Source organism: Paraburkholderia phymatum, assembly GCF_038900715.1.
Taxonomy (GTDB): Bacteria; Pseudomonadota; Gammaproteobacteria; order Burkholderiales; family Burkholderiaceae; genus Paraburkholderia; species Paraburkholderia phymatum_A.
On record NZ_JAYMRZ010000007.1, the window covers coordinates 144,480 to 165,578 of the forward strand.

20 protein-coding genes are annotated in these 21,099 nt (G+C 64.0%); 9 read left to right on the forward strand and 11 right to left on the reverse strand.

Features of this window, described 5'->3' with window-relative positions; translation table 11 throughout:
- Nucleotides 1-12 precede the first annotated feature (12 nt).
- On the reverse strand, nucleotides 13-888 hold the full coding sequence (locus tag VSR68_RS15335) for a LysR family transcriptional regulator (protein WP_342940660.1): 876 nt from the start codon (nucleotides 886-888) through the stop codon (nucleotides 13-15).
- 169 nt (nucleotides 889-1,057) lie between these two features.
- On the opposite strand from VSR68_RS15335, the gene VSR68_RS15340 reads away from it, so the two are divergent.
- Nucleotides 1,058-1,918 (forward strand): polysaccharide deacetylase family protein, encoded by an 861-nt coding sequence (locus VSR68_RS15340; RefSeq protein ID WP_342940661.1) that lies wholly within the window; start codon nucleotides 1,058-1,060, stop codon nucleotides 1,916-1,918.
- A 191-nt stretch (nucleotides 1,919-2,109) separates the two neighbouring features.
- Here the strand turns inward: VSR68_RS15340 and VSR68_RS15345 are convergent, their stop codons facing one another.
- From VSR68_RS15345 to VSR68_RS15355, 3 genes are all read right to left on the reverse strand, one after another.
- Entirely contained in the window at nucleotides 2,110-2,364 is a 255-nt protein-coding gene (locus tag VSR68_RS15345; protein ID WP_342932083.1) for a GlsB/YeaQ/YmgE family stress response membrane protein, read from the reverse strand.
- A 202-nt stretch (nucleotides 2,365-2,566) separates the two neighbouring features.
- Nucleotides 2,567-3,988 carry a DUF2252 domain-containing protein gene (locus tag VSR68_RS15350; protein WP_342940662.1) on the reverse strand — a complete coding sequence of 474 codons (1,422 nt, stop codon included), beginning with the start codon at nucleotides 3,986-3,988 and terminating at the stop codon, nucleotides 2,567-2,569.
- A gap of 364 nt (nucleotides 3,989-4,352) precedes the next feature.
- Nucleotides 4,353-5,138 carry a hypothetical protein gene (locus tag VSR68_RS15355; RefSeq protein WP_342940663.1) on the reverse strand — a complete coding sequence of 262 codons (786 nt, stop codon included), beginning with the start codon at nucleotides 5,136-5,138 and terminating at the stop codon, nucleotides 4,353-4,355.
- A gap of 274 nt (nucleotides 5,139-5,412) precedes the next feature.
- On the opposite strand from VSR68_RS15355, the gene VSR68_RS15360 reads away from it, so the two are divergent.
- The 3 genes from VSR68_RS15360 to VSR68_RS15370 all read left to right on the forward strand — a co-directional run bounded on the left by VSR68_RS15360 (nucleotide 5,413) and on the right by VSR68_RS15370 (nucleotide 7,943).
- Entirely contained in the window at nucleotides 5,413-5,958 is a 546-nt protein-coding gene (locus VSR68_RS15360) for a hypothetical protein (protein WP_342940664.1), read from the forward strand.
- Between the two features lie 145 nt (nucleotides 5,959-6,103).
- Nucleotides 6,104-6,727 (forward strand): LysE family translocator, encoded by a 624-nt coding sequence (locus VSR68_RS15365; protein ID WP_087737401.1) that lies wholly within the window; start codon nucleotides 6,104-6,106, stop codon nucleotides 6,725-6,727.
- A gap of 238 nt (nucleotides 6,728-6,965) precedes the next feature.
- A complete protein-coding gene (locus VSR68_RS15370) occupies nucleotides 6,966-7,943 on the forward strand; it encodes a 2-dehydropantoate 2-reductase (protein WP_342940665.1) in 978 nt (325 codons plus the stop codon).
- Between the two features lie 104 nt (nucleotides 7,944-8,047).
- On the opposite strand, the gene VSR68_RS15375 is transcribed toward VSR68_RS15370, so the two are convergent.
- The 3 genes from VSR68_RS15375 to oxlT form a co-directional block, all read right to left on the reverse strand.
- Nucleotides 8,048-9,499 carry an aldehyde dehydrogenase family protein gene (locus VSR68_RS15375; RefSeq protein ID WP_342940666.1) on the reverse strand — a complete coding sequence of 484 codons (1,452 nt, stop codon included), beginning with the start codon at nucleotides 9,497-9,499 and terminating at the stop codon, nucleotides 8,048-8,050.
- A 68-nt stretch (nucleotides 9,500-9,567) separates the two neighbouring features.
- Nucleotides 9,568-10,620 (reverse strand): LysR family transcriptional regulator, encoded by a 1,053-nt coding sequence (locus VSR68_RS15380; RefSeq protein ID WP_342940667.1) that lies wholly within the window; start codon nucleotides 10,618-10,620, stop codon nucleotides 9,568-9,570.
- Nucleotides 10,621-10,655: 35 nt separating this feature from the next.
- Entirely contained in the window at nucleotides 10,656-11,996 is a 1,341-nt protein-coding gene (oxlT, locus tag VSR68_RS15385; RefSeq protein ID WP_342940668.1) for an oxalate/formate MFS antiporter, read from the reverse strand.
- Nucleotides 11,997-12,345: 349 nt separating this feature from the next.
- Here oxlT and VSR68_RS15390 point away from each other — a divergent pair, with 349 nt between their 5' ends.
- Both VSR68_RS15390 and VSR68_RS15395 read left to right on the forward strand, forming a co-directional pair.
- Nucleotides 12,346-13,290, forward strand: a complete 945-nt coding sequence (locus VSR68_RS15390) for a LysR family transcriptional regulator (protein WP_342940669.1) — start codon at nucleotides 12,346-12,348, stop codon at nucleotides 13,288-13,290.
- A 99-nt stretch (nucleotides 13,291-13,389) separates the two neighbouring features.
- Nucleotides 13,390-13,647: a hypothetical protein gene (locus VSR68_RS15395; RefSeq protein WP_342940670.1), complete on the forward strand. Its 258-nt coding sequence runs from the start codon at nucleotides 13,390-13,392 to the stop codon at nucleotides 13,645-13,647.
- A gap of 101 nt (nucleotides 13,648-13,748) precedes the next feature.
- Here VSR68_RS15395 and VSR68_RS15400 read toward each other — a convergent pair whose 3' ends face one another.
- A complete protein-coding gene (locus VSR68_RS15400; RefSeq protein WP_342940671.1) occupies nucleotides 13,749-14,306 on the reverse strand; it encodes an NADP transhydrogenase subunit beta in 558 nt (185 codons plus the stop codon).
- A 113-nt stretch (nucleotides 14,307-14,419) separates the two neighbouring features.
- Complete coding sequence (frc, locus tag VSR68_RS15405) at nucleotides 14,420-15,667, reverse strand: formyl-CoA transferase (protein ID WP_342940672.1); 1,248 nt, start codon at nucleotides 15,665-15,667, stop codon at nucleotides 14,420-14,422.
- Nucleotides 15,668-15,985: 318 nt separating this feature from the next.
- Between frc and sucC the strand changes: the two genes are divergently transcribed.
- Nucleotides 15,986-17,209: an ADP-forming succinate--CoA ligase subunit beta gene (sucC, locus tag VSR68_RS15410; protein WP_342940673.1), complete on the forward strand. Its 1,224-nt coding sequence runs from the start codon at nucleotides 15,986-15,988 to the stop codon at nucleotides 17,207-17,209.
- Nucleotide 17,210: 1 nt separating this feature from the next.
- Nucleotides 17,211-18,083, forward strand: coding sequence for a succinate--CoA ligase subunit alpha (gene sucD, locus VSR68_RS15415; RefSeq protein WP_342940674.1), 873 nt, complete (start codon nucleotides 17,211-17,213; stop codon nucleotides 18,081-18,083).
- Between the two features lie 85 nt (nucleotides 18,084-18,168).
- Here the strand turns inward: sucD and VSR68_RS15420 are convergent, their stop codons facing one another.
- Both VSR68_RS15420 and VSR68_RS15425 read right to left on the reverse strand, forming a co-directional pair.
- The gene (locus VSR68_RS15420; protein ID WP_428983513.1) at nucleotides 18,169-18,870 is read right to left on the reverse strand and encodes a GntR family transcriptional regulator; all 702 of its coding nucleotides are present in this window, start codon (nucleotides 18,868-18,870) and stop codon (nucleotides 18,169-18,171) included.
- 3 nt (nucleotides 18,871-18,873) lie between these two features.
- Nucleotides 18,874-19,089 carry a hypothetical protein gene (locus VSR68_RS15425; protein WP_342940675.1) on the reverse strand — a complete coding sequence of 72 codons (216 nt, stop codon included), beginning with the start codon at nucleotides 19,087-19,089 and terminating at the stop codon, nucleotides 18,874-18,876.
- 605 nt (nucleotides 19,090-19,694) lie between these two features.
- Here VSR68_RS15425 and VSR68_RS15430 point away from each other — a divergent pair.
- Nucleotides 19,695-21,098 (forward strand): L-lactate MFS transporter, encoded by a 1,404-nt coding sequence (locus VSR68_RS15430; protein WP_342940676.1) that lies wholly within the window; start codon nucleotides 19,695-19,697, stop codon nucleotides 21,096-21,098.
- Nucleotide 21,099 lies beyond the last annotated feature (1 nt).

A 21,099-nucleotide genomic window follows, 5' to 3' on the forward strand; every position in this document is an offset into this window, starting at 1 on the left:
AGTTAGGCGCGCCTACGCGAAGCGCGCGCGCAGCACGTCGACGAATGCGTTGCCCGCCTGCGAGGCGATGCCGCCGTCGCGCCACAGCGCGTACACGCCGACCGACAACGGCGGCGCGATCGGTCGCACGGTCACGGCTTCTGCGCCGCTCTTCGCGGTCAGTTCGTCGAGCAGCGCATAGCCGATGCCGCGCGCGGCCAGCGCACGCGCGACGTGCCACGTGTGCGCCTCGACGGTCGGCACATGCCCGTGGAGGCCGAGCGCATGCAGCGCATTGCCGATCAGCTCGCCGAGCGGATCGACGTTGCCGATGCTGATCCAGTCGCCTTCGACGAACGTTTGCAGTGTCAGCGGCCCGGCTGCCGGGTTGTCGTCGCGCGGGCCGACGCATACGACGGGCGTGCGCCCCAGCTCGACTGACGCGATGCCCGGCCGCGCCGGCGGATTCAGCGCGACGGCGAGATCGAGATCGCGCGTGAGCAGCGCGTTCAGCAGCTCTTCCGTGTGCCGCGTCTGGATCTTCAGCGACACGCGCGGATACGCGGCCCGAAACGCTTCGACGGTCGACGGAATCAGGCTCAAGCCGAGACTTGGCAGACAGCCGATGCGCAGATGCCCTTCCGGTTGCAGCGCCAGATTGCGCGCGAGATCGCGGATGCTGTCGAGGCTCGTCTGCAGCTTCTGCGTTTCGGAGAACAGCAGTTCGGCTTCGCGCGTCGGCTGCAGGCGGCCGTGCACGCGGTTGAAGAGCGTCAGGCCGGCGCTGCGCTCCGCATGCGCGAGCACCTTGCTCACGGCGGGCTGCGAAACGCACAGCAATTCGGCCGCCTTCGACAGCGAGCCGGTGCGCATGATGGCGTGGAAGACTTCGATGTGGCGCAGACGCATGGCGCGGGATGGAGGTCAGCGGATGAGTGGAAAGGGGTCAAGCATACTGTCTTTCGACGGCCCGCCAAATCATGACAGGACACGCGCGAATGGTATCGTTCGCGTTTGACGTGCATCACGAGATGCCTGTCGGCCTCGCGAAACGAAAGGCCGGCAGGCGCAACGCCTCATGAATCAACCGAATCCGCCACTGCCGCACGCCGCCGGGTCGGCAGAGTCCGTCCGCCGCTGGCCGCGCACCGGCAATCCGCCGATGTTCAACGCCACGATCGCGTGGCATGTGCTGATGTTCGCCGGCTGGATAGTCGCGCCGTCCGCCTGGCCCTGGTGGGTCGCGGGCATCTTCGCGAGCCATCTGGTCGTCGTGACGATCGGGCTATGGCCGCGCTCGTCGCTGCTCGGCGCCAACTGGACGCGCCTGCCCGACACGCCGCGCAACGCGGACGCCGTCGCGCTCACGATCGACGACGGCCCCGATCCCGTCGTCACGCCCATGGTGCTCGACCTGCTCGACGCGCACGGCGTGCGCGCGACGTTCTTCTGCATCGGCGCGCGTGCGCAGCGTCATCCGGCGCTGATGCGCGAGATCGTCGCGCGCGGACATGCCGTCGAAAACCACTCGCAGGTTCACGTGCATACGTTCTCGGTCACGCTGCCGCGCGGGTTGACGCGGGAAATCGACGCCGCGCAGCGCACGCTCGAATCGCTGACGGGCGAGCGCCCGATGTTCTTCCGCGCACCCGCCGGCCTGCGCAACGTGTTTCTCGAGCCAGTGCTGCAAAAGCTCGACTTGCGGCTCGCCGCGTGGACGCGCCGCGGCTTCGATACCCGCGAGCGCAATCCGCAGCGCGTGATGGAGCGGCTCGTCGACGGGCTCGCGGCACGCGACATCCTGCTCGTGCACGATGCGACGGCGGCACTCGACGCGTCGGGCGAGCCCGTCGTGCTGGACGTGCTGCCGCGCCTGATCGAAACGGTCCGCGCGCGCGGCTTGCGTTTCGTGACGCTGCGCGAGGCGCGCGGCGCGTGACCGCCGACGCGCGCGCGTGAGGCGTGGCGTCGCGTGACTACGCGACGAGCGCGCGTGACGCGGGCCGTCACGCGGCGTGTCCTCGCGTGGGCTTGCGTGTGTTTGCGAATGTTTGCGTGTCGGACCCGGCGCGGCGCGCACCGCATCGCGCCAGGCTGAGCGCCCATGCGGCGGCGCCTGTGCAGCGGCCCCTACGCGGCGCGGCGCCGGACGAGATGGTAGATCACGAGCAGCACGATCGCGCCGATGATCGACGCGATCCAGCCCGCCGCCTGCCCAGGCTGATACCACCCGAGCGCGCGCCCGACATAGCCCGCCAGCAGCGAGCCGGCAATGCCGATGATGATCGTCATGATGAGACCCATGCTGTCGTCGCCCGGCTTGAGCGCGCGCGCAATCAAACCGACGATCAAGCCGACGACTATCGTACCGATGAGAGAAAGCATGCGAACCTCCGATGAAAGTGGGCACCACGGTGCACTGCTACTGCTCGATACTGCCAGACTGCCCTGCACTTCTGTATGACGGCATCGCGTGCATTACGCGGATTACACGGATCGGGCCGCGATGCCGCGTAGCGCGCGCCGCCATCGCGGCGCGACCGCAACATGGCTCGCCTCACGGCGCGAACAGCGCCTGACGCGGCGATCAGATGCGGAAATCCGCGGACATATCGTCGTCGGTGCGCGCCTCGATCTCGCCGCTTCGGCACGCCTTCATGAACACGTCATAGTCACGCTCGGCCTGGTCCGCATACGCCGACGCGTACTCGGCGAGCGCTTCCGCGAACTGATCGCTGCGGCCAATATACGCGCCGATCTCGATCGCCTTGCCGCTCGCCTTCGCGTGCGCGCGCGCCAGCGCCCAGCCGCACAGACGCGCGTAGCCGTTCATCTGGTCGGCATCGAGCAGGTCGACGTTCGGCGTCAGCTTCATGTCGCGCAGTTGACGCACGTAAAAGTGCCCGCCCGTCGGCCCCGTCGACCAGCCCAGAAAAATATCGCTTGCCGCCTGCAGCATCCGCTGCCCCTGCACGATGCGCTCGCCTTCATGCCTGGGCTCGGACTTGCGCGAGCCCGGCTTGAAATGCTGCGCGATCACCGAGCGCCGCGCCTCCTTGACTTGCAGGAACAGCGGCTTGCCGTGCGGATCGCCCGTGAGCAGCACGAGGCAGCGCGTGCCCACGCTGCCGACGCCCACCACCTTGAACACGAGATCGTGCAGCGCGAAGTTGCCGAGCAGTTCGCGCCGGTCGTCGGAGAGCGTCTTCAGGTAGTTTTCGTACATGCCGTGAATCAGCTTGCGCCAGTCGCCGAGCGTGAACCAGTCGTCCGCGGAATCGAACAGCGTGTTCGAACCGTGCACGTGAAAGAGACTGGGCGGCGCGTCGCGGATCACGTAGCGCTCGCCGTCGCGCTCCGCCATCTTTTCGAGCATGCTTTCGTGCGTGCGGCCGCTCGCCCTTTCCATCGCGCGCCGGATGAGCCGGCGATTCTCCGCGTTCACGGCCATGTCCACCATGCGATCGAACGTAATGCGCTCGTACCACAGTTCCAGCGCGCCGCTTTGCGCGTACTGCGCGATGCGGTCGCGGTACTGGTTGACGGCCGTCATCACGAGGTCATAGGCCGCGCCACGGCTGAACCGCATGTGCCGCGCCGCGACGACGAAGCTCGCCGCAAGCCGCTTCAGGTCCCATTCGAAAGGCGCGGCGGACACCTCGTCGAAGTCGTTCAGATCGAAGATCAGCTGGCGCTCGGGCGTCGCGAAGCCGCCGAAGTTCAGCAGATGCGCATCGCCACAGACAGGCAGCGTGAGTGTCGTATGCGGCGTCATGCTGAGGTCGTGCGCCTGCACGATTGCGCTGCCACGAAAGAACGCGAACGGCGACACCGTCATGCGGCCATAGCGCAGCGGCACGAGCCGCTCGACGCGGCCTTCGCTGCTTTGACGCAGCAGATCGATCGGATTGCGGTGCATATGGCCGATCGCGCGGTGGCTGGAGCGCTTTGCGTGCTCGCGGGCCGCGCGCCCGCTGGCTTCCCGTTCCGCGATGGTGCTCGCCTTCATGCTTTTCTCCGTTCTTGTGAATCAGCCTGCATCAGGCCGCACGGCAACGGCTTGCTGCGACGATGCATCGTGACTTTTGATCGCTTCGGGCTGGCGTGAATCGCTCCGTGGTTCGCTCGTTCCTTGTTGCGCCGCACAGCAGCGGCGAGCGGCGCTGTGCTCTGTTCTGATGCGTTCACTTACGTTCGGTTTATGTCCGGTTTCGTGCGGTTTCGTGCGGTTTGGTTCGACGCGCCGGCGCGCGGCCGGCATGTGCCGCTGGTTTCCGCTCGCTGCGGCTTCCCGTCGATACCGGCTGCCCCGCCAGATCGTAAACGTCCATCGCTGGACTGTATTAAATCTCGCGGCGCACGGGCGCGCAAGTCTACGCGCCGCCGACAGCCGTATGTGGACTGGCGGCGAGCGACGCGCCGAAGTCGCCGTGATACGTGTAGATGCCCTGATGCGACAGCTTCGATTGCGTATCGACGAATACGCGCCCGCCGATGTCGCGCCAGCGACGGCAGAACGCATAGTCCTCCGACAGGTAGCGTCGCGTCGACGGCTCGACCATCACGTCGAAGAAGCGGTAGCACAGGTTGCGAAACGGCGAATCCGGCGGGCCGTCCGGCACATAGCTGAGTTCGGGCAGGCGCGCGATCATCGTCTCGATGACGTTGCGCCGGATGCACATGAAACCCGTCGGCGCTTCGCTGACTTCGAGAAAACCGTCGTCATCGACTTCGGATGAAACGCCCTCGTGCGCGTTCACCGGGTAGCGCAGATACCGCGCGGCAAAACCTTGCTGCGTGAGACCCGTGGGCAGCTCGGCTGGCCAGTCGAAGCGCTTGAGCGGATAGACGCCCGCCACGACATCGCGATCGGCAAGCAACAGGCGGAACACCTGATCGATAGAAAAACCAATGTCCGCGTCGATCCAGAACAGGTGCGTGAAGCCCGGATCGAGCAGGAACTCGGCGACCGCCTCGTTGCGCGCACGGGTGATCAGGCTCTCGCCCGACCGGATTCGCACCGCACCCTGCATGCCCGTTTGCCATAAGCCGTTGTTCAGCGCGAGCAGACTGTTCGCAAAGTTCGCCGCGACGTTGCCGCCATAGCATGGGGTCATGAAAAGAGGCTTCATCGATTTGAGCGCGGTTGTATCGAGCATTGGACGTTCCATATGGAAGTGTGCGTGTGCGGAGTCAGCCATCCGCCGGGCTTCGCCTGCGGACGAGCGCCGAAATCGGCAAACGGGATGGCGAAAGAAAATCGATGAGTATCGCTGAATATCTGAGCATTGTGGAAACGGTCCTAATGCTATAACCGACGTCCAAATTTAGGACGGGTCTCATTTCCTTCGATGCACCCCGGCGACAAACTCGTCGCCTTTCGACTTCTTCCCGCAGCGTCACGCTTGCTGCGTCATCGACGTGAACCCGCTATTGCTCAAACGATCCGGCATTGCCTGCTTCGCGCTCCTCACGGCCGCCTGCTCATTCTTCGTCCCTCGCGCGCCTTCGTCGCAAGTCACGCACGCCGACAACGCACTCGTCATCGCCGCCGCGCGCGAGTTCCCGTATATGCCCGCGCGCGGCGGCCGCATCACGCCCGACCGCATTGCCAACACGGCGACCACAGCCGTCCTGCTGAAGAAAGGCGTCGAAACGACTGTGCGCGAGGCCGTCGCCGCCGCGTGGCGCAAGTCGGGTATCACCGTGACAACGCACGACAGGCTGGTGCTGAGCGGCGGAATCGAAGCCCTGTCCGTGGACGATGTGCGCTCGCCCGCCATCTGGACGATCGCCGTGCGCTACTGCGTCACCAACGCATCGACGAAAGAAACCGTCTACGTGAAGACGACGACAGTCCATATGTACCGGCAGAAGTTCACCAATCCCGCCTTCGCGCTCGACGACATCGTGAAGCTCAGCGTCGATGCGCTCGTCAGAGACCCGTTGTTTCGCGACGCGCTGCAGCCGGTCCAGTAAGCGCCCTCCCCTCTACGTCGGCGTTGCGTTAACGGCGGCGCCGCGCCGGCATTTCGCTACAATCGAACATTCCTTTCCTGATTTCGCTGCCGCGCCGCACCATGCCGATGGGCGCAGCGCGGCGGCCCGTCGCGAGCGTGCCGTCATGTCTCTTACCGCCTGGCTGTTTTTTCTCCCCGCGTGCTTCGCGATCAACATGGCGCCGGGCCCCAACAATCTTCTGTCGATCAACGTCGCGGCGCGGCATGGTTTCATGACCGCGTTCGTCGCCGGCTGCGGGCGCCTCGTCGCGTTCGCGGGCATGATCGTGCTGGCCGCGACGGGCCTCGCCGTCGTGCTGCACGCGTCCGAGCTGTTCTTCCTTGCGATCAAGCTGACGGGCGCCGCCTACCTGATCTGGCTCGCGATCCAGCTGTGGCGCAGCGACGCCGGCCCGATGGACGCGCTCAAGCAGGACGACGCGTCGCTGTGGCGCATCGCGCGCCAGGAATGCTTCGTGGCCGCGGGCAATCCGAAGGCGATTCTCGTGTTCACCGCGTTCCTGCCGCAATTCGTCGATATCGCAAAGCCGATGCTGCCGCAGTTCGCCGTGCTCGGCGGGAGCTTCCTCGTGCTCGAATGGTTCGCGATCGCGCTTTATTCGTGGGCGGGCATGCATCTCGGCAAGTGGCTGACGCGTGCCAAAGTGCGCCGCTGGTTCAACCGCTGCTGCGGGATGTTTCTCGGCGCGATCGGCGTGAGCTTTTTGCTGGTGCGGCGCTCGGCGTGACGCGAACGGTGTGAATTTATGGCCTGCTTTTTGCGTTGTGGAGAAAGCAGCCGAAGCAAGGCCATAAGCGATCGCGAATGCTGTTGGAGAGAAACTTTAACTGCCGCTGATCGTTGCGCGCCCGTATGCTGAGGCCATCACCGCGCAGCCTATGGACGCTCGCCGTGCACTTCCGGCAGGAAGCGGCGCCCGCATGCACGCGCGCGCAAAACGATTCCAATGTCAGGAGGCGACAACCATGAAGATCTGTATCTTCGGCGCGGGTGCGATCGGCGGTTTGATGGGCGTGCAGCTTGCGCGCGCGGGCGCGGACGTCGGCTTTATCGCGCGTGGCCCGCATCTGGCGGCGATGCGCGAACACGGCGCGCGCCTCATCATCGACGGCGAAGAGGTGTCGGCGCGCGTGCGCTGCACGTCCGACCCGAACGAACTCGGCGTGCAGGACATCGTCATCGTCACGCTGAAGGCGCATTCGCTGCCGGGCGTCGTCGATTCGATGCAGCCGCTGCTCGGCAAGCACACGGCCATCGTCACGGGCACCAACGGCATCCCCTACTGGTATTTCTACAAGCACGGCGGCAGGTTCGAGGGCACGCGCCTCGCGAGCATCGACCCCGACGGCTCGCAATGGGCGAAGCTCGGCCCCGAGCGCGCGATCGGCTGCGTGCTGTATCCCGCCGCCGAAATCGTCGAGCCGGGTGTCATCAAGCATGTGTACGGCAAGAAATTCCCGATCGGCGAGCCGGATGGCGAACGCACGCCGCGCATCCAGCAGTTTCACGACGTGATGCAGGCGGCCGGTTTCGAGGCGCCGATCCGCGACAACATCCGCGATGAAATCTGGCTGAAGCTGTGGGGCAATCTGTGCTTCAACCCGATCAGCGCGCTCACGCACGCGACGCTCGACGTGCTGACGAGCGACCCCGGCACGCGCGCCGTCTCGCGCACGATGATGCTCGAAGCGAAGCGGATCGCCGATCATTTCGGCGTGCATTCTCGCGTCGACGTGGAGAAGCGCATCGACGGCGCGGGCGCTGTCGGCGCGCACAAGACCTCGACGCTCGTCGATCTCGAACATCGCCGGCCGATGGAAATCGATCCGCTCTTGACGGTCGTGCAGGAGATGGGCCGGCTCGTCGGCGAAGAGACGCCCGCGATCGATATCGTGCTCGCGCTCATCAAGCTGCGCGAGAAGATGGCGCTACAGGGAGAGTGAATCAGCTGCATGTGGCGTGATGCACGCGGAGGACCGGGCATAGTGCGCCCGGTCCTTTTTCATTTGCAGCGTCGTCCCTGTCGATGCGTGGATACGTCGATACGTCAATGCTCGATCGCGAGCCAGATCGCCTTCGGTTCCGTGAAGTTCTCGATCGCGACATCGCCGTGCTCGCGGCCGAAGCCCGAATCGCCGGCGCCGCCCCACGGCAGGCGCACGTCCGTATAGCCGTAGGTGTTGATCCACACGGTGCCCGCCTTCAGCGCATGCGCAACCCGATGCACGCGGCCGATATCCGCGCTCCAGACGCCCGCCGCGAGGCTATACGCGGTGCCGTTCGCGATGCGCACGGCGTCCTCTTCGTCGTCGAACGGAACGACGCTCGCGACAGGCCCGAAGATTTCCTCCTGCGAAATGCGCATTTCGTGCTCGACGTTCGCGAACACCGTCGGCTCGACGAAGAAGCCTTTTTGCCCGATCCGCGCGCCGCCCGTCACGATCGACGCGCCTTCGTTCCTGCCGATGTCGACGTAATCGAGCACGGTCTTCATCTGCGCAGCGGACACGAGCGGGCCCATCGTCGTCTCGCGTTCGGCGGGATCGCCGACCTTGATCGCCTGCGCGCGCGCCGCGAGCCGCTCGACCACGTCGTCGTAGATGTCGCGATGCGCGAGAATGCGCGAGCCCGCCGAGCACACCTGGCCCGTGTTGAAGAAGACGCCGGATGCCGCCGCGCGCACGGCGTTGTCGATATTCGCGTCGGCGAAAATCACGTTCGCCGACTTTCCGCCCAACTCCAGCGTCACGCGCTTGAAGTTGCCCGCCGCGCCTTGCAGAATGCCGCGCCCCACCGATGGCGAGCCCGTGAACGTCACCTTGTCGATGCCGGGATGCGCGACGATCGCATCGCCGACCACGCGCCCCTTGCCCGTCACGATGTTCAGCACGCCGGGCGGCACGCCCGCCTCGAGCGCAAGCTCGCCGACGCGCAGCGCGGACAGCGGCGTGATTTCGGCGGGCTTCACGATCATCGTGCAGCCGCACGCGAGCGCGGGCGCGATCTTCCACATGCCGATCATCAGCGGGAAATTCCACGGCACGATTGCGCCGACCACGCCGACGGGCTCGCGCACCGTGTACGTCAGCGCGTCGGGGCGCACGGGCACGACCTGTCCGTTGATCTTGTCGCACCAGCCCGCGTAGTACGCGAGCGTGTCGATTGCGGCGGGCACGTCCTGGCGTTTGACGGCCGCGAGCGGTTTGCCCGCGTCGAGGCTTTCGAGCGCGACGAGTTCGTCCGCATGCTCGCGCAGGAGTTCGGAGAAGCGCATCAGGATGCGGCCGCGCTCTGCGGCGCGCATGCCGTTCCATATCTTGAGCGCGGCGCGCGCGGCCTTCACGGCCGTGTCGACGTCCTGCGCGCTGCCTTGCGCGACGAGCGCTATCGGCTCTTCCGTCGCGGGGTTGATACTCGTCGAATATTCGCCGGTGCCGGGTGGCAGCCGTTTTCCATCAATGAGAAGGTCATGGCGTCTGAGGTCGGTTTCAGTGTCCATCTCGTACTCCTTGCGATTAGCGATATGGCCTATTCGCGAACCGTCGGCTGAACCGCCCCTCCCTTCGACTACGACGCTCTCATCAGCGCCTCGCCATCAGGGACGAGCGGTATCGGTTCGTCCGTTGCTCCTTGTATTGTTGTGTGAGTTGCAGATATTGCGCCTGGGCTTGCATGCGTGTTCACGCGTGGATTCGCGCGCGCCGTGGCGTTCGTTGTCGGCGAATCTGCGCCGGCAAAGAGCGACCACACCGCGTCGGCGTTCGGACGCAGCGAGCGATTGCGCCGGCGCACGAGCATCGTCGTCACCGACACTTCCGGCACGAGCGGACGCGCGACGAGCGAGACGGGCAGCGTCGCCGCGTGCGCGTCGATGGGCAGCACGCCGACGCCGAGGCCCAGCTCGACCATGCGCAGCGCAGCCGCCACATGCCCGCACTGGTTCGCGCGCTGCGTGTCGATGCGATGCGTGTTGAGCGCGCGCTCCGTCGCGTTGCGCGTGCCCGCCTCGGCGTTGAGCGTGACGAGCTGCATGACGTGCTCTGTATTGCGCAACGCCTCCCAGCGCAGCGCGGCGCCGCATGCGAGCGGATGCGCGCGCGGCAGCACCGCGCACAGCGGCGACGAGACGAGCGGTTGTGCGTGAAAGACGTCGGCGCCCGAGATGTTCGCATCGCACAGCACGCCGAAATCGACTTCGCCCTGCTCGATGGCGGCGAGCACCGCATGTTGAGGCTGTTCCTTCGCAGTGACGATCAGATCGGGAAAGGCCGAAGCGCAGCGCGCGAGCCGCTCGGGCAACCAGCCCGACGACAGCACGGGATCGCACGCGACGACCACGATCCCCGTGTGCTCCTCGTGCGCGGCGCGCTCTTCGCGCAGCGTCAGCTCGATCTCTTCGATCAGACGGGCGATGCGCCGTTCGAGGCGCGAGCCCGCTGTCGTCAGCTCGACCTGACGCGTCGTGCGATCGAAGAGACGCAGAGCGATCGCGTCTTCGAGTTCGCGCACGCACCGGCTCACGGCCGATTGTGTCAGGTCGAACTCGCGCGCCGCGCGGGTGAAGCTCCGCTGACGCGCGACGGCGACGAACACCTTCAATTGCTGCAACGATACGTTCATGTGTTCAAGTCGCCAGAGAGGGAGTGATCCGGACGTTATTCGCCCGTCTGTTCCGGCCAGTGACGCAGGCCCGGTCCGTTTGCCGCGAGTTCAGGCTCGAGTTCGCGCGACGTTTCGTTCGATGAAGCGATCCAGCGCGCGCGCATCGGTGCGAGGATGAATTTCGCCGACACGCCCGCCGCGATTGTCACCACCGCCGATACGATGAACACCAGGTTCCAGCCGCCCGTCGCCGCGAGCACCGATGCGATCGGCACGATCAGCGACGCGGTGCCCTTCGCCGTGTAGAGCGTACCGGCATTGGCCGCAGCGTACTTGCTGCCGAACGTATCCGCGCAGATCGCCGGGAAGATCGAGAAGATCTCGCCCCAGAACAGGAAGATCAGCGCCGCGAACGTCATGAACGCATACGGGTTCTGGCCGTATTCCATCAGGCCGAGCAGCGCGAGACCCTCGCCGATGAAGATCGCGAACATCGTGTTCTCGCGGCCGATCTTGTCGGAGATGAAGCCGCACAGCGGACGCGTGAAGCCGTTGCAGATGTTGTCGATCGACAACGTCATCGTGAGCAGCGGCAGCGTGGCGCCGAAGAGCGTCATCGGCAGCTTCGCGAGGCCCCAGTCTTTCGCGATCGGACCGAGCTGAGCGGTCGCCATCAGGCCGCCCGCCGCAACCGCGACGAAACACAGATAGATCACCCAGAACACGGGCGCCTTGATCATCTGACCCGGCGTGTAATCGGCCTTGGTCACGGCGAACTTGCGCTTCGCAGGCGGCGCCTTCGCAGTGTCGGGCTTGCGCAGCAGCATCGCGAGCACGAAGATGCACACGCCTTGCAGGATGCCGAAGAACAGGAACGTCTGTTCGTAGCCCTTGGCCGTGATCATGTTCGCGATGGGAATCACCGTGACGGCCGCGCCCGCGCCGAAGCCGGCTGCCGTCAGACCCGCAGCGAGGCCGCGCTTGTCCGGGAACCACTTGAGCGCATTGCCGACGCACGTGCCGTACACGCCGCCCGCGCCAATGCCGGCGACGACGGACGCAAAGTACAGCTCCGGCAGCGACGTCGCGAACGAATTCAGCACCCATGCAAGGCCCGCGCAGAGCGCGCCGCCTGCCACGACGGGACGCGGACCGAAGCGGTCGACGAGCCACCCTTCGATGGGCACGAGCCATGTTTCAGTGAGAATGAAGATCGAGAACGCGAGCTGAACTTCGGCACGTCCCCAATGATGCTTTGCGCTCATCGGTGCGACGAACAACGTCCATGCGTATTGCAGGTTGGCGACGAGCGCCATGCACAAAATGCCGAATGCCAGTTGCCACCAGCGGTTGCGCCAAAACGCAACCGGAGCTTGCTGCGAAATGCTGTTCATGTGCCTGTCTCCGCTATCTATTTAGGGCAACCGGCTAAAGCGCCGGTCTCTATCCATGCCGCCTTATAGTTGTGTCCCGACCAAAACGGTTTCGGGTATTTCCTGATGCAAATTCCAGTACTTCTTCTATCAAAACCTTTAAATCGCTTTACCACTTCCTTTATGTGATCTTTTAGAGGGAAGCCGGTCGTTGATACCTGTCTTTGTCGCTTCGGGCCTTGTTTCTAGGCGTTAACCCGATGTTTGAGCTTCGAATCATCCATTACAGAATCCATGCTAGGGTCATTGCTGAATTACTGATAATTAAAGTTTGTTACCATGAAGATTCATCTTCGCTTATACATCTGCCATGACAATGCGTAACGCGACCCTGCGCCAGCTGAAAGTATTCGAAACGGTGGCGCGGCATCTCAGCTTCTCCCGCGCGGCGGAAGAGCTGCACCTCACGCAGCCCGCCGTTTCCACCCAGGTCAGGCAACTCGAGGAGCACGCCGGCTTGCCGCTTTTCGAACAGCTCGGCAAGAAGATCTACCTCACGCCGGCGGGCACCGAAATGCTTCACTACAGCCGCGCAATCATTCAGCAGTTTCATGAAGTCGATGAAGCGATGGGCCAGCTGAAGGGCGTATCGGGAGGCAAGCTGAACGTCGCCGTGATCAGCGCGGGCGACTACTTCTTCCCGCGTCTGCTCGCGGAATTCACGCGCCGCTATGCGGGTGTCGAACTGAATCTTGCGGTACACAACCGTGAAGAACTGCTGCATCAACTGCAGACCAACCAGACCGATCTCGCGGTGATGGTGCGTCCGCCGCAAGAACTGGATGCGATCAACGAAGCGTTTGCGCCGCATCCGTATGTGATCGTGGCCGCGCCGACGCATCCCCTTGCCAGCAAGCGCAACATCAAGATGAGCCAGCTTGCCAGCGAAGCATTCGTCGTGCGCGAGCGCGGTTCGGATACGTGGAATTCGATGGAAGAAGGCTTTGCGGGACGTCTGACGAACCTCAAGATCGCGATGGAGATCAAGAGCACGGAGACGATCAAGCAGGCCGTGATCGCGGGCATGGGCATCGCGTTCCTGTCCGCGCATACGATCAGCCTCGAATTGCAGGTCGGGCATCTCGTTGTGCTCGACGTCGAAGGCTTTCCGGTGATGCTCAACTGGTATGTCGTGCATCGCAAGAACAAGCGGCTGCCGCCCGTTGCCGTCGCGTTCAAGCGCTTTCTGATGGAAGAAGGCGCGAATCTCATTGAACAGATCACGCGTGTGAATCAATTGGCGGTCCATAAATGAGCCGCTATGGATTGCCAATAAAACTTTAACTATTGCGGATTCGTTGCGGCTCCTATGCTTGTGTCGATTCTTATCACTCGACTGCCTGGGAGCATTGCAATGAATCAGCCTGCCGATCCGCACAATGAAGCGCTGCTGAGCGCCTATAACGCCGCGTTCAGCGAACTCGGCCTGCGCTTTCGCTGGAGCCAGGCCACGCTGGATTTCTTCGACGATGTCAGCAATGAACTTGCGCGCATCACCGCGTACATCGAGCGTTTTCATTCGCATCTGCTCAATGCGTACGACGCCGACTTTCTCGCGCAACTGATCTTCGACCGGAAGAACCGGTTCTATCGCGAGTCCGTCGTTCAATGACGCAGGGTTGCAGTTCATCGTGACTCTCTTTGACGTCCGCGCTTCGCAAGTTGCACGCTTTCTGCACGACTCGGCGAAGCGGCGGACGTCATGTGTTTTCGTCAGTGACGCGTCGCCTTGTAGCGCTGCCGGCTGCGCACGCGCACCACCGCGTGCGTCAGATGCATGTTTCGCGCCGACGACGCGCAGCGCGCCTGCGTGCGGCGCGGATTGCTCGCCCAGGTCCAGCGTTGCGTGAAATCGTCTGCGGGCTGCACGTGCGAAGGATCGCCGTCCCACGCGAAGCGCAACGACGTGCCGCGCCGCGATGAGAAGCCGCAATGCGCGGGCGTGCGCGCGTGATGCTCGTGCGTCGTCAGCATCACGTGTGCGCCGAGCGCCGCGGCCAGCAGGCTGACGGCAAACAGCGCCGCGATTCCCGGCATCTGCGCAGGCTCGCTGACAAAAGCGTAACCAAGCCAGATACACAATCCGAGCGCTAGCATATCGACGAGCTTGTCGCCCGCCGCGCCTTGCCGCATGCTTCGCCTGCCATGCATCATCCGGTTGGCGAGCATCATCGCGGCTATCGCGAAGAGCAACCCGCCCGAGAATGCGAACACATACAGTTCCAGGCGCTCCAGCCCCGACCACGCGATGAAGCTCGCACAATCCGGCATGTCATCTCCTCGTTCTTTGCCGCTCGTTGCCGCTCGTTGCCGCGCTCTTTGCTGCTCGTTACATTCGCGGACGTTGGTTCCGTCACCCTGTCGAACCGCTCGGACGGCCTGGCTCAAATGGCACCAGCCGTTCTGAGCGCGTCGATCTGCTCGCGTGAATAGCCGAGCTCGGCCATCACTTCGTCCGTGTGCTCGCCGAGCAAGGGTGAACGTTTGACGTCCGTCGGGCTGTCGGACAGCTTGATCGGGTTGCCCACGGTCAGATACTTGCCGCGCACCGGGTGATCGACTTCAACGACCGTGCCCGTCTTGCGCAGCGACTCGTCTTCGGCGATCTCTTTCATCGACAGGATCGGGCCGCACGGGATGTCATGCTCGTTGAGGACTTCCATCGCCTCGAACTTGGTCTTCGTCATCGTCCAGCGTTCGACTTCCGCGAAGATTTCCTTCAGGCGCGGCAGGCGCGCGTCCGGCGTCGCATAGTCCGGATGCGTCGCCCACTCTTCCCTGCCGATCACGTTGCAGATCTTTACCCACACCGGCGCCTGGGTAATGAAGTAGATGTACGCGTTCGGATCGTGCTCCCAGCCCTTGCACTTGAGAATCCAGCCCGGCTGGCCGCCGCCCGATGCATTGCCCGCGCGCGGCACCGCCTCGCCGAACGTGCCGTTCGGATACTGCGGGTACTCCTTCATCACGCCCGTGCGCTCCAGACGCTGCTGGTCGCGCAGCTTCACGCGGCACAGGTTCAGCACGCCGTCCTGCATCGCCGCGAGCACCTTCTGGCCACGGCCCGTCATCGTGCGCTGATAGAGCGCCGTGACGATGCCCAGCGCCAGATGCAGGCCCGTGCCGCTGTCGCCGATCTGCGCGCCCGTCACCACGGGCGGGCCGTCGTCGAAGCCGGTGGTCGACGCCGCGCCGCCCACGCACTGCGCGACGTTCTCGTAGACCTTGCAGTCCTCGTACGGCCCCGGACCGAAGCCCTTCACCGACGCGACGATCATCCGCGGATTGAGTTCCTGGATGCGCTCCCACGTGAAGCCCATGCGATCGAGCGCGCCCGGCGCGAAGTTCTCCACCAGCACGTCGCACTTCTGGATCAGCGCTTCGAGCACGAGCTTGCCTTCGGGATTCTTCGTGTCGATCGTCACCGAGCGCTTGTTGTGGTTGAGCATCGTGAAGTACAGGCTGTCGGCGCCCGGCACATCGCGCAGCTGCTCGCGCGTGATGTCGCCCGCGCCCGCACGCTCCACCTTGATCACATCCGCGCCGAACCACGCCAGCAGCTGCGTGCACGTCGGCCCCGACTGCACATGCGTGAAATCGAGAATGCGCACACCGTCGAGTGCTTTGCCCATGTCGTCCCCTCCGAGCAATTCGCCTGACTATCTCTTGTAAGGCCGGTTTTGTTCGTCCGTGCTCAATACGGTATGTGATATATCAAAACGCCGCAAGCGCTTTCAGCCGCGTAAGGATAATCCCGAAGACACGCTGTAAGCCTTTAAAAACAAGGCTTACGGAGCGAACGACGAAAACGGCGCACGTTTCATAAAGGGAAAACCCCGATCAGTTTGCCCGCTTGAGAATCTATGATATATCACATACCATATTTCAACCCTGAGCCGACCGCCCACTTTTGCGCCGTCAGGCGCCGAATTCAACCAGCGAGGAGACAGGTGAACATTCACGAATATCAGGCGAAAGAACTGCTGAGGGACTACGGTGTCGCCGTGCCGAACGGGCGCGTCGCGTTCACGCCGCAGGAGGCGGAAGACGCGGCGCTTGCGCTCGGCGGCGCGGTGTGGGTCGTCAAGTCGCAGATTCACGCCGGCGGGCGCGGCGCGGGCCGCTTCGCGAGCGATCCGGACGGCAAGGGCGGCGTGCGCGTCGTCAGGACGGTCGGCGATGTCGGCCTGCACGCTTCGCAGATGCTGTCGCATGTGCTCGTCACGAAGCAGACGGGGCCGGCGGGCCGCGAAGTGAAGCGCGTCTATGTCGAGGAAGGCTGCGCGATCGAACGCGAGCTGTATCTGGGCATGCTGATCGATCGCAGCACGTCGCGCATCACGGTGATGGCGTCGACGGAAGGCGGCATGGAGATCGAAGAAGTGGCCGCGCGCACGCCGGAGAAAATCCTCAAGGTCGCGATCGATCCCGCGACGGGCCTGCAGCCGTTTCACGCGCGCCAGATCGCGTTCGGCCTCGGGCTGACGGGCAAGCAGATCAAGTCGGCGACGCAGTTCATCGCGAATGCGTATCGCGCATTCGTCGAACTGGATGCGTCGATCGTCGAGATCAATCCGCTCGTCGTCACGCAGCAAGGCGACGTGATCGCGCTCGACGCGAAGATCAACTTCGACGACAACGCCCTCTTCCGCCATCCCGCGATCGAGGCGCTGCGCGACGAAGCCGAAGAGGACGCCGCCGAGCTCGAAGCCGCGAAGCACGGCCTGAACTACGTGACGCTCGACGGCAACATCGGCTGCATGGTGAACGGCGCGGGTCTCGCGATGGCGACGATGGACATCATCAAGCTCTATGGCGGCGAGCCGGCGAACTTTCTGGACGTCGGCGGCGGCGCGACCAAGGAGCGCGTCGCGACCGCATTCCGGCTGATCCTGCGCGATCCGAAAGTCGAAGGGATTCTGGTCAACATCTTCGGCGGCATCATGCGCTGCGACGTGATTGCGGAAGGCGTCGTGAGCGCCGCGCGCGAAGTGGACTTGCGCGTGCCGCTCGTCGTGCGGCTCGAAGGCACGAACGTCGAACTCGGCAAGCAGATTCTGCGCGATTCGGGACTGCCCATCGTCTCCGCCGATCATCTCGCCGATGCGGCCAGCAAGGTCGTCGCGGCAGTCAACAACAAGGCCAAAGTGGCTGCAACATCGGAGGCGAACTGACATGGCCGTTCTGATCGATCGCAATACCAAGCTGATCTGCCAGGGCTTCACGGGATCGCAAGGCACGTTTCACTCCGAGCAGGCGCTCGCCTACGGCACGCAGATGGTGGGCGGCGTGACGCCCGGCAAAGGCGGTGCGACGCATCTGGGACTGCCCGTCTTCGATACCGTCGCCGATGCCGTCGATGCGACGGGCGCGAACGCGTCCGTGATCTACGTGCCGCCGCCGATGGCCGCCGACGCGATTCTCGAAGCCGTCGATGCGGAAATTCCGCTGGTTGTCTGCATCACCGAGGGCATTCCCGTCATCGACATGGTGCGCGTCAAGCGCGCGCTGGCCGGCTCGGCGACGCGCCTGATCGGGCCGAACTGCCCGGGCGTCATCACGCCGGGGCAATGCAAGATCGGCATCATGCCGGGGCACATTCACCGTCCGGGCAAGATCGGCGTCGTGTCGCGCTCGGGCACGCTGACGTATGAAGCCGTCGCGCAGACCACGGCGGCGGGCCTCGGCCAGACGACGTGCATCGGCATCGGCGGCGACCCCGTCAACGGGACGAACTTCATCGACTGCCTGGAAATGTTTCTCGCCGACGACGACACGGAAGGCATCATCATGATCGGCGAAATCGGCGGCTCGGCCGAGGAAGACGCGGCGCAATTCCTCAAGGACGCGCGCACGAGCAAGCCGGTGGTGGGATTCATCGCCGGAACGAGCGCGCCGCCCGGACGGCGAATGGGTCACGCGGGCGCGATCATTTCGGGCGGCAGGGGAACGGCGGGCGCGAAGATCGACGCGATGCGCTCGGCGGGGATTCATGTCGCGCAATCGCCGGCGGCGCTCGGCGAGACGATGCTGCACGCGATGCGCTGACAGTACGCGCCGTGCCATGAAAAAAGGCCAGCGGACTCTCAGGTCCGCTGGCCTTCCGGCTCAACGCATTTCACCCGCGCTCAGCTCAGTCGAGAAAATCGCAATTCGCTTCGACAAACGCCGCGAGCCCCAGCGAGTGGTCGCGCACCAGGCGCTCAGCAAGTTCGGTGTCGCGTTTTTCGAGTGCTTCGATAATGCGCAGATGATCGACGATCGAGCGCGACGCGCGGTCGCTCTGCGAAATCGTCAGCCTGCGAATCGCGCGCACGTGAATGAAGATGTTCTTGATCGTGTCCAGAATGATCTGCGACTTCGACAGCTCGACGATCGCCTGATGGAACGCGATGTTCGCATTCGAGTACTCGGCGATATGTTCGGCGGGCGTCGAATCGCGGAACTGGTCGAACATGTGACGCAGCCGCGCGATCTCTTCGTCCGTCGCATGCAGTGTCGCGAGACGCGCGGCCATGCTTTCAAGCGCGGCCCACATCTGGATCATCTCGACGATCTCGCGCTTGCTCTTGCGCACGATGTAGATGCCGCGGCGCGGCACCATCCGCAGAAAACCTTCCTGCTCCAGCAGCGTCATCGCCTCGCGCACGGGCGTGCGGCTCACGCCTAGCGTCTCGCTCAGCACGCGCTCGTCGAGACGGATCTCTTCGCGCGACGCGTAAATGTCCGCATCCGCGATGGCCTGACGCAACATCGCGTAGGCCTGATCGCGGAGGCTGGCGTTGTGGCCGATGGGCTGCAACGCCAGGGGCAGGTTCAGTGCAGGTGTAGCCACAGCTTAGTTCGACGAGCCGACCGCGTTCATCGCCGCTTCGACGCGCGCACGGTACGGCGTGGCTTCGCGAACGGTAGCGGCCTCGAGACCGACATAACGGCCGTGCTTCGACGCGAGCTCGGCCACATGCTGCGGCACCCAGCGAGTCAGCAGGACGGTTGCGGCCGAACCCAGGCCCACGACAGCGACGGCAAAGAAAGCGAGCGAGACGAAATCCATGTGTTGCTCCGGTCATTGAGTGATTGGATGACTCAATTATATGCTGCGTCGCGACAAAAATCAAGTATCTTGTATGTGATATACCAAATACTGTTGTTCAGAAGCCGCAACAGTCCAAACGTAGCATGGCAACTGCAAACCCAAATGGGATAAAGCTTGGGACGAATACTGTGCTTCGCGCGAGATCGGCAAACTGTACCTGTGGAGGCGTACTTCAAATAAAAACGGCCACGCGACGACGCTTTGAAAAACCACGCGCCCTCGCCTTTCATGTGCAATCGCAGCAAGAATCATGTCGCCGCCTCATCTTCCGCAAGGCCGATGCACGCAACCGGTGCGTCAGGCTGTCGCCTGTGGCCTCATGCCGCTTTCAATCGCTGCATCCCGCTTCGCACAACGCCGCCAGCGATTTCTATATGCATTCAATTCTCATATTGCCAAGCCGCATCGGCCCGCCTATCGTCTCGCCAATTGCCGAACTCGCCTGACAAGCGGCGCATTGTCAAATATGTTGCAGGCCAGCATATCCGTTTGAACGGGCACCGCTCCAGTTTCGGCAATTGCAACCGATAACTACGTACGTTCAGCCTGATCGGAGACCGACCATGAGCAGCATTACTGAGCCGGGCGGCAACGCCCGCTCGCCGTCCTTCTTTTCAAAGCAGGCAACGATCGCCCAACCCGGCTTTTCCCGCTGGATGGTGCCGCCTGCCGCCCTCGCCGTGCACCTGTGCATCGGCCAGGCCTATGCGTTCTCCGTGTTCAACGGACCGCTGACCAAGGTGATCGGCATCAGCCAGTCCGCGCCCGATGACTGGTCGCTGACCACGCTCGGCTGGATCTTCTCGCTCGCGATCGTGTTTCTCGGCCTGTCGGCGGCTTTCGCGGGCAAGTGGCTCGAAAAAGTGGGCCCGCGCCGCACGATGTTCACGGCCGCGTGCTGCTTCGGCGGCGGCTTCATCGTGTCGGCGATCGGCGTGTGGACGCACCAGATCGTGCTGCTCTATCTCGGCTATGGCGTGATCGGCGGGATTGGCCTGGGGCTTGGCTACGTGTCGCCCGTGTCGACGCTGATCCGCTGGTTCCCCGACCGCCGCGGCATGGCGACGGGCATGGCGATCATGGGCTTCGGCGGCGGCGCGATGATCGCCGCCCCGCTCTCCGTCGCGCTGATGAACCACTTCAAGAGCGCAACGAGCGTCGGCGTGGCCGAAACGTTCGTCGTGCTCGGCATCGCGTACTTCATCTCGATGTCGATCGGCGCGCTCGCGATCCGCATTCCGCCCGCCGACTGGAAGCCGGCCGGCTGGACCCCGCCCGTCGAGACGAAGCGGAAGATGATCACGCGCAATCACGTGCACATCGATCAGGCGCTGAAGACGCCGCAGTTCTATCTGATCTGGCTGGTGCTGTTCCTGAACGTGACGGCGGGCATCGGCATTCTGGGCCAGGCGTCGGTGATGATCCAGGAGAGCTTCAAGAACACGGTGAGCGCCGCCGCCGCCGCGGGCTTCGTCGGCCTGCTGTCGCTCTTCAACATGGGCGGCCGTTTCGTGTGGGCATCGGCATCGGATTACGTGGGCCGCAAGAACACCTACTACATCTTCTTCGCGCTGGGCGCCGTGCTGTACTGGCTCGTGCCGACGTTCGCATCGACGGGCAACATCGCCCTCTTCGTGCTGTGCTACTGCGTGATCCTGTCGATGTACGGCGGCGGCTTCTCGACGGTGCCCGCGTATCTCGCGGACATGTTCGGCACGGCGTTCGTCGGCGGCATTCACGGACGTCTGCTGACGGCGTGGGCGGCGGCTGGCGTCGCGGGCCCCGTGCTCGTCAACTACATCCGCGCGTATCAAGTGGCGAATGGCGTCGCGAAGGCAGATGCGTACACGATGACGGTCCACATCATGACCGTGCTGCTCGTGATCGGCTTCATCTGCAACCTCCTCGTCAAGCACGTGAACGAGAGGCATCACATGACGGAAGCGCAGCTCGCGGCCGGCAACTGAA